General features: G+C 72.9%; 14 protein-coding genes. All 14 read right to left on the bottom strand.

What is annotated here, in order from left to right; all coding sequences use genetic code 11:
• Positions 1–7 precede the first annotated feature (7 nt).
• Positions 8–706, bottom strand: coding sequence for a hemerythrin domain-containing protein (locus tag ABD327_RS11035; protein ID WP_344450202.1), 699 nt, complete (start codon positions 704–706; stop codon positions 8–10).
• A 148-nt stretch (positions 707–854) separates the two neighbouring features.
• A complete protein-coding gene (locus tag ABD327_RS11030) occupies positions 855–2,078 on the bottom strand; it encodes an aspartate aminotransferase family protein (protein WP_344450201.1) in 1,224 nt (407 codons plus the stop codon).
• Complete coding sequence (locus tag ABD327_RS11025; protein ID WP_344450200.1) at positions 2,065–3,483, bottom strand: GMC family oxidoreductase; 1,419 nt, start codon at positions 3,481–3,483, stop codon at positions 2,065–2,067. Before ABD327_RS11025 ends, ABD327_RS11030 begins: the two co-directional genes overlap by 14 nt.
• Positions 3,468–4,124 carry a 4'-phosphopantetheinyl transferase family protein gene (locus ABD327_RS11020; protein ID WP_344450199.1) on the bottom strand — a complete coding sequence of 219 codons (657 nt, stop codon included), beginning with the start codon at positions 4,122–4,124 and terminating at the stop codon, positions 3,468–3,470. The genes ABD327_RS11025 and ABD327_RS11020 overlap by 16 nt, the downstream gene beginning before the upstream one ends.
• Positions 4,108–4,947, bottom strand: a complete 840-nt coding sequence (locus ABD327_RS11015) for an aminoacyl--tRNA ligase-related protein (protein WP_344450198.1) — start codon at positions 4,945–4,947, stop codon at positions 4,108–4,110. Before ABD327_RS11015 ends, ABD327_RS11020 begins: the two co-directional genes overlap by 17 nt.
• Entirely contained in the window at positions 4,925–5,176 is a 252-nt protein-coding gene (locus tag ABD327_RS11010) for an acyl carrier protein (RefSeq protein WP_344450197.1), read from the bottom strand. The genes ABD327_RS11015 and ABD327_RS11010 overlap by 23 nt, the downstream gene beginning before the upstream one ends.
• A 67-nt stretch (positions 5,177–5,243) precedes the next feature.
• A complete protein-coding gene (locus ABD327_RS11005; protein ID WP_344450196.1) occupies positions 5,244–6,131 on the bottom strand; it encodes a diiron oxygenase in 888 nt (295 codons plus the stop codon).
• 1 nt (position 6,132) lies between these two features.
• Positions 6,133–7,167 (bottom strand): hypothetical protein, encoded by a 1,035-nt coding sequence (locus ABD327_RS11000; protein WP_344450195.1) that lies wholly within the window; start codon positions 7,165–7,167, stop codon positions 6,133–6,135.
• Positions 7,164–7,418 carry an acyl carrier protein gene (locus tag ABD327_RS10995; protein WP_344450194.1) on the bottom strand — a complete coding sequence of 85 codons (255 nt, stop codon included), beginning with the start codon at positions 7,416–7,418 and terminating at the stop codon, positions 7,164–7,166. Before ABD327_RS10995 ends, ABD327_RS11000 begins: the two co-directional genes overlap by 4 nt.
• Positions 7,415–8,407: a ribonucleotide-diphosphate reductase subunit beta gene (locus ABD327_RS10990; RefSeq protein WP_344450193.1), complete on the bottom strand. Its 993-nt coding sequence runs from the start codon at positions 8,405–8,407 to the stop codon at positions 7,415–7,417. The genes ABD327_RS10995 and ABD327_RS10990 overlap by 4 nt, the downstream gene beginning before the upstream one ends.
• Entirely contained in the window at positions 8,404–10,941 is a 2,538-nt protein-coding gene (locus tag ABD327_RS10985; protein ID WP_344450416.1) for an AMP-binding protein, read from the bottom strand. The genes ABD327_RS10990 and ABD327_RS10985 overlap by 4 nt, the downstream gene beginning before the upstream one ends.
• 2 nt (positions 10,942–10,943) lie before the next feature.
• Positions 10,944–11,630: a class I SAM-dependent methyltransferase gene (locus ABD327_RS10980; RefSeq protein ID WP_344450192.1), complete on the bottom strand. Its 687-nt coding sequence runs from the start codon at positions 11,628–11,630 to the stop codon at positions 10,944–10,946.
• 23 nt (positions 11,631–11,653) lie between these two features.
• Positions 11,654–12,322 carry an SGNH/GDSL hydrolase family protein gene (locus ABD327_RS10975; protein ID WP_344450191.1) on the bottom strand — a complete coding sequence of 223 codons (669 nt, stop codon included), beginning with the start codon at positions 12,320–12,322 and terminating at the stop codon, positions 11,654–11,656.
• A 20-nt stretch (positions 12,323–12,342) separates the two neighbouring features.
• On the bottom strand, positions 12,343–13,788 hold the full coding sequence (locus tag ABD327_RS10970; protein WP_344450190.1) for an NAD(P)/FAD-dependent oxidoreductase: 1,446 nt from the start codon (positions 13,786–13,788) through the stop codon (positions 12,343–12,345).
• Positions 13,789–13,828: the final 40 nt, after the last annotated feature.

Below are 13,828 nucleotides of genomic sequence, written 5' to 3'. Positions count from 1 at the left end.
CGGCGGGTCAGCGTCCTCGTCCGCCCATGGGGTCCTTGGGCTTCTGCCGGCCCTGCGGCTGCTCCTCCTGCTCCTGCTCCTGCTGGAACCGGCTCCGGTTCTGGTTCTGGCCCTGGTTCTGGTTCTGGCCGCGCTGCTTCTGGCCCTGGTTCTGGCCCTGGTTCTGGTTCTGGCCGCCTCTGGCCTGAGCGGTGCCCTTGAGCGCGCCGGGCCGGGGCGCGGCGTGCGGGCGTGCCCGTCCGGCGGACGCGGACTGCTTGCTCTGCATGAGCTGCTCGCCGATCCGCTGGGCGCGCTGCGGGTCCATGACCTTGCGCAGCGCGGGCATGACCTGCTGCTCCTCGAAGTCCATGTGGGACTTCATGTCCTGGGCCGCGTTGCGCAGCATCTCCTCGAACCTGGCCTCCTGCGGGTCGATGTTCCGCAGTTCGCCCATCATCTGCTGCGCGGCCTGCTCCTGCCGGACGCCCTGCTCGGCCAGCTGCTCACCGTTGGCCATGAGCTCGCGGACGGCCGGCCAGAAGCACTCCTGCTCGGCGGTCTCGTGCCGGGAGTGCTCCATGATGAGCCGGTCGACCATCTGCCGGCGCCGGGCGAGCGCGGCCTGGTTCGCCCCGTTGGCGCTGTTCGGCGAGCTCTCCAGTTCGCGGAGCATGCGCCGGATCTCGCGGTGGCCGTTCTCCAGAGCGGTGAACACGTCTTCCATGTTTCCCCCGTTGGTATCGTGCGTCACCGTCGGTGACGACAGCAGAGGGCCTCCCCTGATCACATCCGGCAAATCCCTGTTATGCGCAGTTCGGGGCGTTTCTGGCGATGCCTTTTCCGGGCTTTCCTGTGTCTTGCCGGAAGTGTGCTCAGTCCATGAGAGTGCCGATGGAGTCCTTGAAGGCGGCGCGGATCCTGTCGGCGTCACCGTCGGTGAGTACTGCCGGAGGCGTGAACCGCACGACCCGGTCGGCCGAGAGGGTGGAGGCGGTGATGACGCCCCGGGCCAGCAGGGCGGAGACCAGCGCGCCCGCGCGGGCGGGGGTGTCGAGCTCCACGCCGAGCAGCAGCCCGCGGCCCCGGACGTCGCGTACGGCGGGGTGCCCGGACGCCGCGCGCAGCCCGTCCAGCAGGAGGCCGCCGAGGTGCTCGGCCCGCTCCAGCAGCAGCTCGTTCTCGACGGCGTCAAGGGTGGCGGTCACCGCGGCCATCGCCAGGGGGGAGCCCGCGAAGGTGGAGGTGTGCAGGCGCGCGTTGCGGTCCAGGGGGCGGAACGCCTCGGCGGTGCCCAGCACCGCGCTGACCGCCACGCAGCCGCCGCCCAGGCTCTTGCCCGCCAGCAGGAGGTCGGGGGAGACGCCCTCCCGGTCGCAGGCCCACCAGGTCCCGCCGAGCCTGCCGGTGCCGGTCTGGATCTCGTCGACGACCAGGAACGCGCCGGCCCGGCGGCACTCCCGCGCGACGTCGGCCAGGTAGCCCTCCGGCGGGACCACGACGCCGCCCTCGCCCTGCACCGGCTCCACGATCACGCAGGCCCTGGCCGGGTTCGCCGCCAGCTCCTCGGCCAGCGCGCCGGCGTCGCCGTAGGGCACGGTCGTCACGTCCGGAAGGAGGGGGCGGAACGGCTGCTGGAAGACGGGCCGGTCGGTGACGCTCAGCGCGCCCAGGGTCTTGCCGTGGAAGCCGCCGCGCATCGAGACGATCCGGCGGCGGCCCGCCGCGCGGGCCAGCTTCAGCGCGGTCTCCACCGCCTCGGCCCCGGTCGTGGCGAAGTAGACGTGGTCCAGCCCGTGCGGGGCGATCCCGGTCAGCCGGGCGGCGGCCTCGGCGAGCTCCCCCGACAGCAGCGTCCGGGTGGCCAGGGGGTGCCGGTCGAGCTGGGCGTGCAGCGCGGCCACCACGGCCGGGTGCCGGTGGCCCAGGAAGAAGGTCCCGTAGCCGCCGCAGTCCAGGTACTCGCGGCCCTCCTCGTCCCAGACGCGCGCCCCCTCGGAGCGGACCTCCACCGGCAGCCCGGCGTGCTCGGCCAGCCGGGCCGCGCTCGCGCTGAGATGCCGCCCGTACAGCTTCACGATGTCGTCACGGGTCTTCAAGGCTCTCCTCCAGGATCAGGTCCACGGCGCGTTCGCCGACCACCACGGCGGCGGCCTGGGTGTGGGCGCGGGGGATGGCGGGGCACACGCTGACGTCGGCGACCCGCAGCCCCCGGACGCCGTGGACGCGCAGCCGCTCGTCCACGACGGGTCCGATCCGGCAGGTGCCGACGGGGTGGTACAGGGTCTCGGCGCCGAGCCGCACCGCGGACTCCGAGGCGCTTCGCGCGGCGGGGGTCAGCGGCTCGCCCGCCCAGGCGGCCAGGTCGGGGTCGTCCAGCAGCCGGTGCGCCCGCCGCACCCCGGACAGCAGGACGCGCAGGTCGGCGGGGTCGGCGAGGTAGCCCGGGTCGATGCGGGGCTCCCCGCCCTCGAGGGTGATCCGGCCGGCGCTGCCCGGCCGCAGCAGGACGACGGCCAGGGTGCAGCCGGTGCCGGGCGCGGCCCGCCCGTGGTCCAGGAACGGGACCGGCATCCACAGGAACTCCAGGTCCGGGGCCTCCGCCCCGGCCGAGGAGCGCAGGAACGCCAGCGCCTCGGCGTTGTTAGAGCTCGGCCGGATCCGTTCGGCGCGCTCGCCCGGCCCGAACACCAGCGGCACCATGAGGTGGTCGAGCAGGCCGCGTCCGACCTCCGGCAGCGGCACGGCGACGTCCTCCAGGCCGTCCGGGTCGCCGATCCCCGACCGCATCAGCAGCACCGGGCTGCCGACCGCGCCCGCCGCGACCACGACCTCCCTGCGCGCCTCCGCGTACCGGAGACCGCCGTCGGCCGTCAGGTACTCCACACCCGAGGCCCGCCCTTCCCGCAGGACGACGCGCCGCACGTCCGCCCCGGTCAGCAGGGTCAGGCCCGGGCGTCCCAGAGCCGGCCGGAGGTAGGCGTCGGCGCTGGACCAGCGGCGCCCCCGGTGCTGGGTCACCCGGACGGGACCGCACCCCTCGCCCTCGGCGAGCGGGAGCATTCCGTCCCGCGCGCAGGCCCGGAGGAAGTCCGCCGTGCTCGGGTGCGGCGAGCGCAGCGCCTCCAGCCGGACCGCCCCCTTTTCCGCCCGTTCGAAGCAGGGCAGCAGCTCCTTGTGTGACCAACCGGGTACGTCCCAGTCGTCGTAGTCCGCGGGATGCCCGCGCGTCCAGATCTGGGCGTTGACCGCCGACGAGCCGCCGAGGGTCCGCCCGCGCGGCCAGTACAGCGCCCGCCCGCCGAGCCCGTCCTGCGACTCGGTCGTGTACGCCCAGTCGTACTCGGTCCCGAACAGCCGGGGGAACGCCGCGGGCACGCGCACCTCCGGCCGCCGGTCGGGCGGGCCGCACTCCAGCAGCGCCACCGACGCCCCGGCCGCGCTCAGCCGGGCCGCCAGCACGCAGCCCGCCGTGCCCGCGCCGACGATCACGTAGTCGTGCATCCGGGTCCTCCGTTCCAGTCCAGGGCAGCCACCGCCCCCGCGAAGCCCGCGGGCACCGGGAGCGGCACCGCGGGCGAGCCGGGCCCCCCGGTCGGCGGCGGGTCGAGCAGCCCGGAGCCGTGGGCCTTGATCAGCGCCTCGGTCCTGGTCCAGGCCTGGAACCAGTACGCCTCGCGGGCCGCCCCGTCCAGCGCGTCCAGGGCGGCGCGGTCGGCGGGGGAGAAGAACCGCTCGGCGACGGCGTCCCCCTTGTCCAGCGGGCGGACGCGCTCGACGTCGACGCCGATCCTGGCCCGGTGGGCGACCGCCACGCAGACCAGGCCCGAGGAGTAGGAGAGGCTGAAGTCCCAGTCGGCGCCCGGCAGGTACGGGCGTCCGGTGAGGGTCCTGGCGAACCGGACGCGTTCGGCGGGAAGGCCGAGCCGGTCGCCCAGGACCCAGCGCAGGATGGCCCGGCCGTGGGCGGCCTCGGCCCTGACCTGCGGCAGGGCCAGCCGCGCGAGGTAGCGCAGGTCGTCGGGGGCCAGCATCTCCCAGCCGTCCTCGGGCACCTCGCGCGCCTCGGCCGTCCACACCTCGACCGCCGCGCCCCCGACGGTGAGCCCGGCCGCCTGCGTCAGCGTCCTAAGTCCCGCCGACATGCTCGCGCAGCGCCTCGGGGGACAGGTCGAAGTGGCCGGTCAGGGCGCTGATCCAGCGTTCGATCCCGAAGGCCACGCAGCCGGAGAAGGCCGGGGAGCCGTCGGGCAGCCGCAGGTCGCAGCGCTCCCCGAAGAAGTTGCGGTGGAAGTTCACCGAGGCGATCGCCAGGGAACCTCCGAAGACGAACTCCTCCTTGGTGGGGAACAGCTGCGACATCAGCGCCCGCGCCCCGCCGGAGTCGAAGAACGGGTCACTGGCCGCCTCCACCTCGACCGGCAGCCCGATCCGCGTGAAGTACTCCAGCAGCCGGGTCTTGAACTCCGCCAGATGGGCCAGGACGGACTCCCGGTCGCCGACGCAGACGATCTCCCGCATGGAGAAGCCCAGCAGCCGCCGCAGCCCGTCGTAGTGGTCCTCCCGCCGGAAGCAGGTGGCCACCGTGGTGACCTTCAGCGGCTCGGCGACCTCCGTGCCCGCCCGGTCGAAGTAGACGTTGTAGCAGGCGGCCGACGGCAGCGCGTACGAGGCGTCCAGCAGGTCTCCGGCAGGGATCGCCGGCTCCCTGCCCTGTTTTTCGAGCGCCTCGGGACGCAGTCCGCTGCCGGTGATCGCCAGATGCGGGAAGTTCTGGAAGTAGTCGATCCGGTGCAGGTCCTCCACCCGCATCAGCGGCGGGTACAGCCGCGCCTGTGCGCCGCAGTCCGCGGCCCAGGAGGTGAACAGTTCTTCCAACGCGGTGCGCAGCGCGACCGCTTCCGGGCCGAGGGTGGCCAGCCCGTCGCGGGTCCGGGCGGCGGGGTCAGCCGAGATCGGGGACGGCATCGAAGAACCTCTTCGCGATCGAGCGGACGGTGCGGAAGTCCTCGGGGGTCACGTCCTCCAGCGAGATCTCGGTGCCGGTGTGCTCCTCGACGACGTACAGGAAGTTCATGAAGCCCAGAGAGTCGAGGATCCGGTTCTCGATGAGGTCCAGATCCAGGTCGATCTCGGTCAGGTCGGGCCTTTTGGACAGCAGGTAGTCGACGACGAAGTCGACGCCGCTCTGGCTCACGGGACCTCCTTGCGGGGAGAGAGGGGCGATGGCGTGCTCGGCAGGGCGCGGACCGCGCGGCGGGAGGTCAAGAGTCCTCGAGGCTCTCGTCCGGGAGGATTCCCTCGTTGACGAGGAACCTCATGGTCCGCTTGAGGATGTTCCGGTTGTGCTCGGCGTGCGCGGGGTCGGCCAGGACGCGGTTGCGCACCTTGTAGGGCTCGGGGATGCCGGCGTCCCGGAAGACCGCCGGGTTGACCAGCGACTCCAGGGAACGGCGCAGGTAGGACTTCAGGTAGCGTTCGACCTCGCCCAGCTCCTCCGGGGTGAGCCGGGAGCGCAGGTCCTTGTGCAGCAGCGCGACGATCTGCCGGCCGAAGGCCACGTGGCGGGACTCGTCCTGGTGGTGGATGGCGTTGACCTGCCGGATGGTCGTGTCGAGCCGCTCGTCCACGCCCATCTGCCGGTTGAAGTGGTCGACGATCTCCTCGAACAGCAGGAGCCGGGCGAAGACCAGGAAGTGCGAGGCCGGACCCTGGATCCCCTGGTCGAACTTGAACGTGAGATCGGGGTAGATCTTCCCGCCGTACTTGTTGCAGAAGGTGGCGAAGAACCACATGTGCTCGTTCTCTTCGCCGATGATGTGGTGGAAGTACTCCGAGGTGAGGGCGAACTCCTTGGTGTGGATGCGCGCGATGACCTCGGTGACCAGCTCCCGGATGCCGTGCACGTTCAGGCTGTAGAAGTTGATGCTCTCCCACTTGCTGAGCCGGTGCAGCTGCTCCTCGGTCAGTTCGCCCAGGACCTCGGTGCCGTGCACCGACATCAGCTCGGGGGACATCCAGTAGCGCTCCTCCGGCAGCGAGTCCGGCCACTGGAAGAGCTGGTAGGGGTTGTAGTAGTCGGCCTCGGACTTGGCGACGAGCCGGTCGAGGATGTCCTTCAGCCTTTGCTCGGAGTCGAGGAGCAGGGCCATGTCACGCTCCCTCTCTGGGTGCGGTGCGGACGGTGGTCCGGGTGGCGGGGGCGTGCTCCGCGCCGCCGCAGCGGTGCCGGAACAGCGGCTGGTCGGCCTCGTGCGAGGAGGGCAGCAGCCGGTTGAAGAAGGAGCCCGAGCACGCCCGCCGGAAGTCCGGGTGCGGCGCGTCGGCGTGGCCGGAGAGCAGGCCGAACACGGGGTCGACCGCCTTGACCCGGCCGTCGGAGTCGACGACCTCCAGCCAGGAGTGCGCCAGGTCGAGCATGCCCAGGATCCAGCCGCGACGGGTGCGCGCCTCGAACCCGGCGTCCCGGCACCTGGCGGCCAGGTCCAGGCTGACCGAGATGCACGGGGCGACGCCGTGCGGCAGGACCAGCTCGGGCCGGGCCTGGAGCTCGACGGGGAGCTTGACCCAGCGGCTCCGGTCGTACTCGCCGACGATGTCGCGCAGCACGGGCGAGCGCAGTTCCCGGCGCTCGCCCCGGGTGGCGACCCGGGCGGTCATCGTGAACCCGTCCGGTCCGGAGCCCCGCAGGGCGTCCTGGCCGTCCTGCGGGGGTTCGAGCTCCAGCAGCCGGCCGCCGAACGCCTCCGGCAGGGGCAGGGCCGCCCGCCAGGACGGCTCTTCGGCGTCCCCCTTCCCGGCGGGGCAGCCGTCGGGGAGGGGGCAGGACAGCGCGACCGACAGGTCCCAGTGCCGTTCGTCGAACCAGGTGGAGGGGTCGCGGCCCATCCAGCGCAGCGCGAACCGGATCCCGGTCTCCGGCGCCGAGGCGCCGGAGCCGGAGTGCAGCGCCAGGTTGAACAGGTCGTAGCGGTCGAACCACTCCGCGCCGGACGGCCCCGAGCAGGGCAGGCCGGCCGCGACGAGCTCCTCCAGCAGGCCGTCGCCGCAGCGCAGGATGTCGAGCGCGCCCCGCCGGTCGACGACCTCCTCGCGGTAACCCTCGGGGACGGGGAACAGCTCCTCCAGCGCGGCGAGCCAGCGCTCCCGCAGCAGGGCCGGGTCGGTCCCGGCGGACAGGACGCTCATGCCCGCGCCGAGACCATGTGCTCGACGAGCTCGGCCACGTCCCGGACGGTGACCAGGTCGATCGCCTGCTCCTCCTCGATCGGCTCCAGCTCGAACTCCGCCTCCAGGACCAGGGCCAGCTCGACCACGGCCATCGAGTCGTAGCCGAGGTCCTCCATGATCCGCTCGTCCGGGCCGGCCTCCCGGGCGCCCAGCGGGCACATCTCGCCGATGATCCGGCGGACGTTCGTCAGGATCTCCTCGTTGTTCAACGGGTGTCCTCTCCCTTGCTCAAGGCGCCGGCGGCCCGGACCGGGTGCGGCGTGTTCCAGTGTTCGGCGTAGGCGTCCAGGGCCCGCTCCAGCGCGCGGTCCCAGACGGCCCCGGCCTCGGGGACGGCCTCGGGCAGCCCGATGTGGGAGAGCTGGCGCATCGCGCGGTCCCGTGCGATGTCGAAGCCGCCGCGCAGCTGGGCCGCGCGGATGCCCAGCGCGGTCCGCACCGCGGGCACGGCCTGCTTGCGCAGCGGGCCGACCAGGACCCGGGCGGCCAGATCCAGGCCGTGCAGGTAGGACTCGAGCACCGGCCCGCCGTACCCGGCGCCCACCCCGTCGCGGGCGGCGAGCATCCCGAACGCCACATGCCGGGACTCGTCGCGGGTGACGTTCGTCAGCCCCTCCACCAGGGCGGGAAGCGGCAGCCGCCGGGCCAGCTGCCGGGTGGTGCGCAGCGCGGTCGCGGCCAGCACCCCCTCGGTGATCAGGTGGTAGTAGACGACCGCCCGGTACCAGGAGGCCCGGTCGTCCTCCGCCCAGACCGCGCGGGTGACGCGGCGCAGCTCGGGCGCGAAGTGGTTGGTGTAGTCGGCGGAGTCGGCCAGGCCCTCGCCGCTGATCCCGGCGGCCTGCCGCAGGTAGGTCTGGAAGAAGCGGACGTGCCGCCCCTCGTCGGCGAGCTGCGTGGACAGGTAGATCCGGTCGTCGTCGGTCGGCGCCCGGTCCACCAGGGAGCTGAGCGTCTCCACGACGGTCACCTCGCCGACCTCCAGCTCGGTGAGGGCGTTGAGGAGCTCGGTCCGGTAGAACGGCCGCAGCCGCGTCCACGCCGCGGTGTCGTCGGCCAGGTCGAGCGCCGCGACGCTCCACTGCTGCCGCTCCCACCGGTAGTACAGGTCCTGCGAGGTCGGCATCAGGTCGGGTCTGACGTCCTGGGTCTCGGTGATGTCCGAGACGACGCCGGGCAGGTCGCCCGCGATGGTCATCGTGCCCCTCCGAATTCGAACGCCCTGGTCAGGCCGTTCAGCAGATCGAGAGCCCCGTCGACGCGCGTCTCCGGGGCGGGTTCCGCACCGCGGACGAAGCGGTACCAGTCGGTGAAGACGCCGGTGAACGTCACGTCGCATGCGGCGTCCGGGCCGGGCCCGGCGGTGGCGACCAGACCGTCGGGCCCGGCGGACAGCAGCCACTCGCCGGGATCCGCGTCGGTGATCCTCAGCCGGACCCGCACGGGCGCGGTCAGCCTCTCCGGCACGAAGAACTGCTGGAGGCCGCCGTCGAGCTGCCAGCGCAGGAACGTCGAGGGGTCGCCGCCGGTCAGGTCGAGCCGCTCCATGGCGGCGCGCTGCTCCTCGTTGCCGCCCGTCCAGCGGGTCCGCGGCACCCGGACGCACACGACGCGCGCCTCGAACAGCAGCGTGTCGCCGTCCTCCGGGTAGGCCTCCAGCCGGACCACCACCCGCCGCTTGCCGGAGTCGACGACGAACGCCCGCATCCGCATCGGGCGCCCGATCGGCACCGGGGCGCGGTAGTCGAGCTCCGTGCGCCGCGTCATCGTCGGCTCGCCCGCGAACTCGGACGCGACCAGAGCCGTCATCTCGTCCACGAGCGAGGCCAGATGCCCGCCGTGCGCGATGCCCGGACCGCCCTGGGCGTGCTCGGGAGGCGTGTGGACGCACACGGCCGCCTCGCCGTCCCACTCCACGTGCAGGTGCAGCCCGCCTTCGTTGGCGCCGCCGCAGCCCATGCACTGCGGATAGTGGTCCAGCCTGCGGCCCGGCGCGGTCTGAGGCTCCTCCGGGGGTTCGGCCCCCGGCCAGGGCGCCGGCCGGTCGGTGTGGTCGCTCCAGTCGGTGAAGCACAGCCGCGCCGCGGACCCGCCGCGAAGCAGGGTGTTCCAGATGACGCGGCGGCGGGGCTTGCCGCTGGAGGTGCGCTCCACGCAGCCGCGCCTGCCGTGGAAGACGGCCATGGCGACCGAGCCGGAGGTCGCCGAGCGCAGCACCGGGACGACTCGGTCGAGCCAGTCCGTGCCGGCGTCCTCGACGATCGCCACCACCACGTCCTGGTCCCCGACGGCGCCGGCGACCACCGCGCAGCGGTCGGCCCGCTGCCCGGTCGCGGCGGCGACCTGCTGTTCCAGGTCCTCCGCGTGGATCTTGCGGCCCCGGACCTTCAGGCTGTCGCCGATCCGGCCGACGACGTAGAGCTGGCCGTCCAGGAGGAACCCCGAGTCGCCCGTGCGCAGCCCGTCCGGGGTGAACCCGGTCGCGCCCTCCGCGGCGGGGGCGTCCGTGCGGTAGCCCTGGGCGACCGACTCCCCGGAGACGACGATCTCGCCGAACCGGCCCTCGGGCAGCGGGACCCCGGCGTCGTCGACGATCCGCACCCCGACCCCGGCCAAGGGAGCGCCGCAGCCGGTGAGCCAGCCCGGCCCGCTCACCTGGTCGGCGCCGAGCACGGCCCGTTCGGCGACCTCCACCGGCTCGCCGACCCGCAGCCCCGTCCCGGCCGTCCGGATGACCGTGCTGCCGTCGCCCGGCCGCACCCCGGTGACCGCGAGCGTGGCCTCGGCCATTCCGTAGGCGGCGACGAGGCGCTCGGGCGGGAACCCGAACGGGCGGGTCAGCGCGGTGAAGGCGGCCACGCCCGCCGGGTCGATGCGCTCGGCGCCGAGGATCGCCATCCGCAGCCCGCTGAAGTCCATGCCCTCCAGCTGCTCGGGCTTGAGGCGGCGGGCCGCGTAGGAGTAGCCGAAGCTGGGCGCGGTCGTCATCGTCGCGCCGAGCTCGCCCAGGCAGGCCACCCAGCGCAGCGGGTCCCGGACGAACTGGTCGGGCGTCATCAGCCTGAGGTCGACCTGCTGCACCATCGGGCACAGCAGCGAGCCGACCAGGCCCATGTCGTGGTGCAACGGCAGCCAGGAGGTGAACACGTCCCCCCTGCGCAGGCCGCCCCACTCGATGATCGCGCCGAGGTTGTGCTCGAGGTTGTCAGGCGAGACCCGCACGCCCTTGGGCCGGCCGCTGGAGCCGGAAGTGAACTGCAGCAGCGCGGTTTCGGGCAGGGGCGCGCGTACGGCGTCCGCGGCCTCCGGCAGGGCCGGCCAGTCCAGCAGGACGCTGCGCTCCGCCCGGCCGGACGCGGCGGCGGCCTCCGCCGCGGTGTCGGCCAGGCCCTTGTCGGTGAGGATCAGCGACGGGCGCGCGACGTCCAGGATCCCGGCGACGTGGTCGACGTACACGTCCCGGCCTCGGAAGGTCAGGGGGGCCGCGACGGGCGAGGGGGTCGCCCCGGCCAGCAGCGCGGCGACGAAGGAGACGATGAAGTCCCGCGAGTCCGAAAGCATCAGCGACACCGGCTCGCCCGGCACCGCCCCCTCCTCGCGGAGCAGGGCGGCCACCCGGCGGACGTCTCCCGCCAGTTCCGCGTAGGAACGGAACGTCCAGGAGCCGCGTTCGCCCGCGAAGTGGATCCCCTGATCCGGAACCGGATCGTCGAGCCAGTCCAGGAGGCGCATCCTCACGCCGCTTTCGTGTACTCGAAGTACAGGACGGCCCCGGACGTCTCGGTCGCGACCTTCGTCAGCCCCGCGTCGGCGAACCAGCCGAGCACCTCGTCCACCGGGGTGACGACGTCGAGGATGTTCATCTTCACCCACAGGTCGATGAACCGGTCGGGCAGGAAGCCGGCCTTGCGCACCACGACGCTGCCCCGGACGGTGCCGCCGGGCTTGACGACGCGGGCCATCTCCTTGACCGCGGTGGCCGGGTCGGGCACGCAGTGCAGCCCGCTGTAGGAGACGACGACGTCGAACGAGCCGTCCTGGAAGGGGAGCGCGCCCGCGTCGGCCTGCCGGGCCTCCACGTAGTCCAGCCCGCGCCGGGCCGCCTCCGCGCGCACCCGTTCGAGCATCACCGGGGAGATGTCCGCGGCGACGTAGCGCAGTCCGGCCCCCGGCCGGAGGCCGAGCAGCACCACGCCTCCGCCGGAGGGAACGTCCAGCACGGACGTGCCCGCGGGCAGGTCGCGGACCTGCTCCATGTGCCGGTACATCTTGCGGTTGTCGGTGCCGAAGACGATGATCCCGTAGGCCATCGCGACGGGGCGGCTCTTGACGCCCCGGTCCCAGGACGAGGCCAGCCGTCCGTTGGAGATCCAGTTCTGGCTGACCGTCGAGGGCGCGGGGGATTCGGATGTTCCAGCCATGGCGATTCCTTTCAGGCGGACGTTCAGGGGGAGAGGTGGCGGCCGAGCCGCCTGACGGTCTCGGCGGCGAGCAGCCCGTGGCCGCGCATCGAGGAGTGCAGGAGGTCGGAGCTGTACATCGTCTTCTCCGCGCAGGCGGGGTGGCCCCACATGTCGACGACCAGCGCGCCGTGCTCGGCGGAGACCCGGCGGACCCGGGCGTTCAGGTCCTGCATGCCCTCGCTGAGCGCCTCCAGCTCGGGGTAGGCCGAGATGATGTTCATCAGGCAGTACGTGACGACGGTCGCGCCGGAGGCCCGCAGCCGGCCGATGAGGGTGTCCAGCTCGCCCTCGACGGCGTCCAGGTCGACCGGCGGGCGCAGCAGGTCGTTGCCGCCGCAGACCACGGCCGCCAGGTCGGGGCCGAACTTCAGCGCCTCGTCCAGCTGCTGCTCGCGGACCTCGGCGGCCAGCAGGTCGCGCAGGCCCAGGTTGAGGTAGGCCAGGTCGGGCTGCCGGCGGGCCAGGGCCTCCCTGGTGCGGTCGGCCCACGGCAGGGTGCGGTAGCCGGGGGTCTCCTCGCCCAGGCCCTCGGCGAGGCTGTCGCCCAGCACCGCGAACCGCTTCCACGGCGCGCCGGCCAGCAGCCGGTCGGCCTCGTCGTCGGACAGGCAGAAGGCGTCGGTCTTCTCGGCGGAGAGGTCTTGGATCACGGTCTTCCCTTCGGGGGCGGTCAGGCGGGCTGGGAGGACGGCTCGTGCCCGGCGGACACGGCGGGTGCGGCGTTTTCGGCGGTTTCGGCGGGTCCGGTGGGACGGCGGCGCAGCCCGAGCCGGGGCTCGAAGACGAGGTAGACGCCGCCGACCGCGGTCTGCTCGGAGGTCGGCATCGAGGCCAGGGCCTCGTTCTCGCCGGCGAACAGGTGCCCGGACTGGGTGAGCCGCTGGGCCACCGCGTCGAGCGCGCTGTCGCGGGTGTCGGCGATGTCCTCCACGCCGGTCACCACGTAGAGGAAGGACTCGTACAGGTTGAGCATGTGCCGCTCGCGCCTGGTGAGCTTCTGCGCCTCGAAGAACTGCGACTCGCGGCTGAAGCTCTTGTAGAAGAACGACACCAGGATCAGCAGCCGCTCGTAGGCCTGGCGGTAGGCCTGCTGGTAGAAGGCGAGCACCTCGGCCTCGGGGAGCTCCTCGCGCAGCAGGCTGGAGACCCCGGCCCCGGCGAGCAGCCCGCTGAAGGTCGCCAGGTGCACGCCGGTCGACAGCAGGGGGTCGAGGAAGCAGGCCGCGTCGCCGGCGAGCAGGTAGCCGGGTCCGGCGAAGGAGTCGGCGGCGTAGGAGTAGTCCTGCTCGGTCTTGACGCCGGTGACCTGCTCGGCGTCCGCCAGCATGTCCTTGATCCGGGCGCAGCCCTCGATCGCCTCGGCGTAGGCGGCCTCCACGCCGCCGGCCTCGCGGCGCTGCTCGGCGAACCGGGCGGCGTTCTTGACCAGCCCGACGCTGTGCGTGCCGTCGTGCAGGGGGATCGCCCAGAACCAGCCGTCCGGCACCGAGCACACCGCGATGGCGCCTTCGGGCCCCTTGTCGAGCGGCTTGACCCCGCGCCAGTACGACCAGACGCCGAGGTTGCGGAACGCCTCGTTGTACTTGCGGTTCTTCAGGTACTTCGTGGCCATGACGCCGTTGCGGCCGGAGCAGTCGATGAGGAAGTCGAAGCCGATGGTCCCGCTCTCGGCGCTGTCCTTGCCGCGGTCCCAGCCGGCCGACACGGGGCGCTCGCCGTCGAACTCGATCGAGGTCACCCGGACGCCCTCGTGCACCTCCACGCCGGAGTCCTTGGCGTGGTCGAGCAGCAGCTCGTCGAACTCCGACCGGATCACCTGGTAGCTGTAGGTGTCGCTGCCCTCGAGGTGGTCGAAGTTCAGTTCCCAGTTCTCCGGGCCCCATTCGAAATAGGCGCCGCCTTTGCGGACGAAGCCGTGCTCCTCCACTTTCTTTCGGACGCCGAGCAGGTCCAGTACGGGAAGCGCGGACGGAAGGATCGACTCGCCGATGTGGTAGCGGGGGAAGACCGCCGCCTCCAGCAGCGTGACCTCGAAGCCCTGCTTGGCCAGGAGGGTCGCCGCGGTCGAACCGGCGGGCCCGCCGCCGATCACCAGGATCCGGGTGTGCGTGCGCATGGCTCTCCTTCGTGCTCGTGGTGCTCTGTGGCGGGTCGGG

It is taken from the genome of Actinocorallia aurantiaca, from assembly GCF_039533685.1.
Lineage (GTDB): Bacteria > Actinomycetota > Actinomycetes > Streptosporangiales > Streptosporangiaceae > Actinocorallia > Actinocorallia aurantiaca.
This window is presented reverse-complemented; position numbering and strand designations above follow the sequence as displayed.

Coding starts and splice junctions, on each gene's coding strand:
- ABD327_RS10980 (WP_344450192.1), bottom strand. CDS start 11,630: ATGGCTGGAACATCCGAATCCCCCGCGCCCTCGACGGTCAGCCAGAAC.
- ABD327_RS11015 (WP_344450198.1), bottom strand. CDS start 4,947: ATGCCGTCCCCGATCTCGGCTGACCCCGCCGCCCGGACCCGCGACGGG.
- ABD327_RS10970 (WP_344450190.1), bottom strand. CDS start 13,788: ATGCGCACGCACACCCGGATCCTGGTGATCGGCGGCGGGCCCGCCGGT.
- ABD327_RS11020 (WP_344450199.1), bottom strand. CDS start 4,124: ATGTCGGCGGGACTTAGGACGCTGACGCAGGCGGCCGGGCTCACCGTC.
- ABD327_RS11000 (WP_344450195.1), bottom strand. CDS start 7,167: ATGAGCGTCCTGTCCGCCGGGACCGACCCGGCCCTGCTGCGGGAGCGC.
- ABD327_RS11005 (WP_344450196.1), bottom strand. CDS start 6,131: ATGGCCCTGCTCCTCGACTCCGAGCAAAGGCTGAAGGACATCCTCGAC.
- ABD327_RS11025 (WP_344450200.1), bottom strand. CDS start 3,483: ATGCACGACTACGTGATCGTCGGCGCGGGCACGGCGGGCTGCGTGCTG.
- ABD327_RS10990 (WP_344450193.1), bottom strand. CDS start 8,407: ATGACCATCGCGGGCGACCTGCCCGGCGTCGTCTCGGACATCACCGAG.
- ABD327_RS11035 (WP_344450202.1), bottom strand. CDS start 706: ATGGAAGACGTGTTCACCGCTCTGGAGAACGGCCACCGCGAGATCCGG.
- ABD327_RS10985 (WP_344450416.1), bottom strand. CDS start 10,941: ATGCGCCTCCTGGACTGGCTCGACGATCCGGTTCCGGATCAGGGGATC.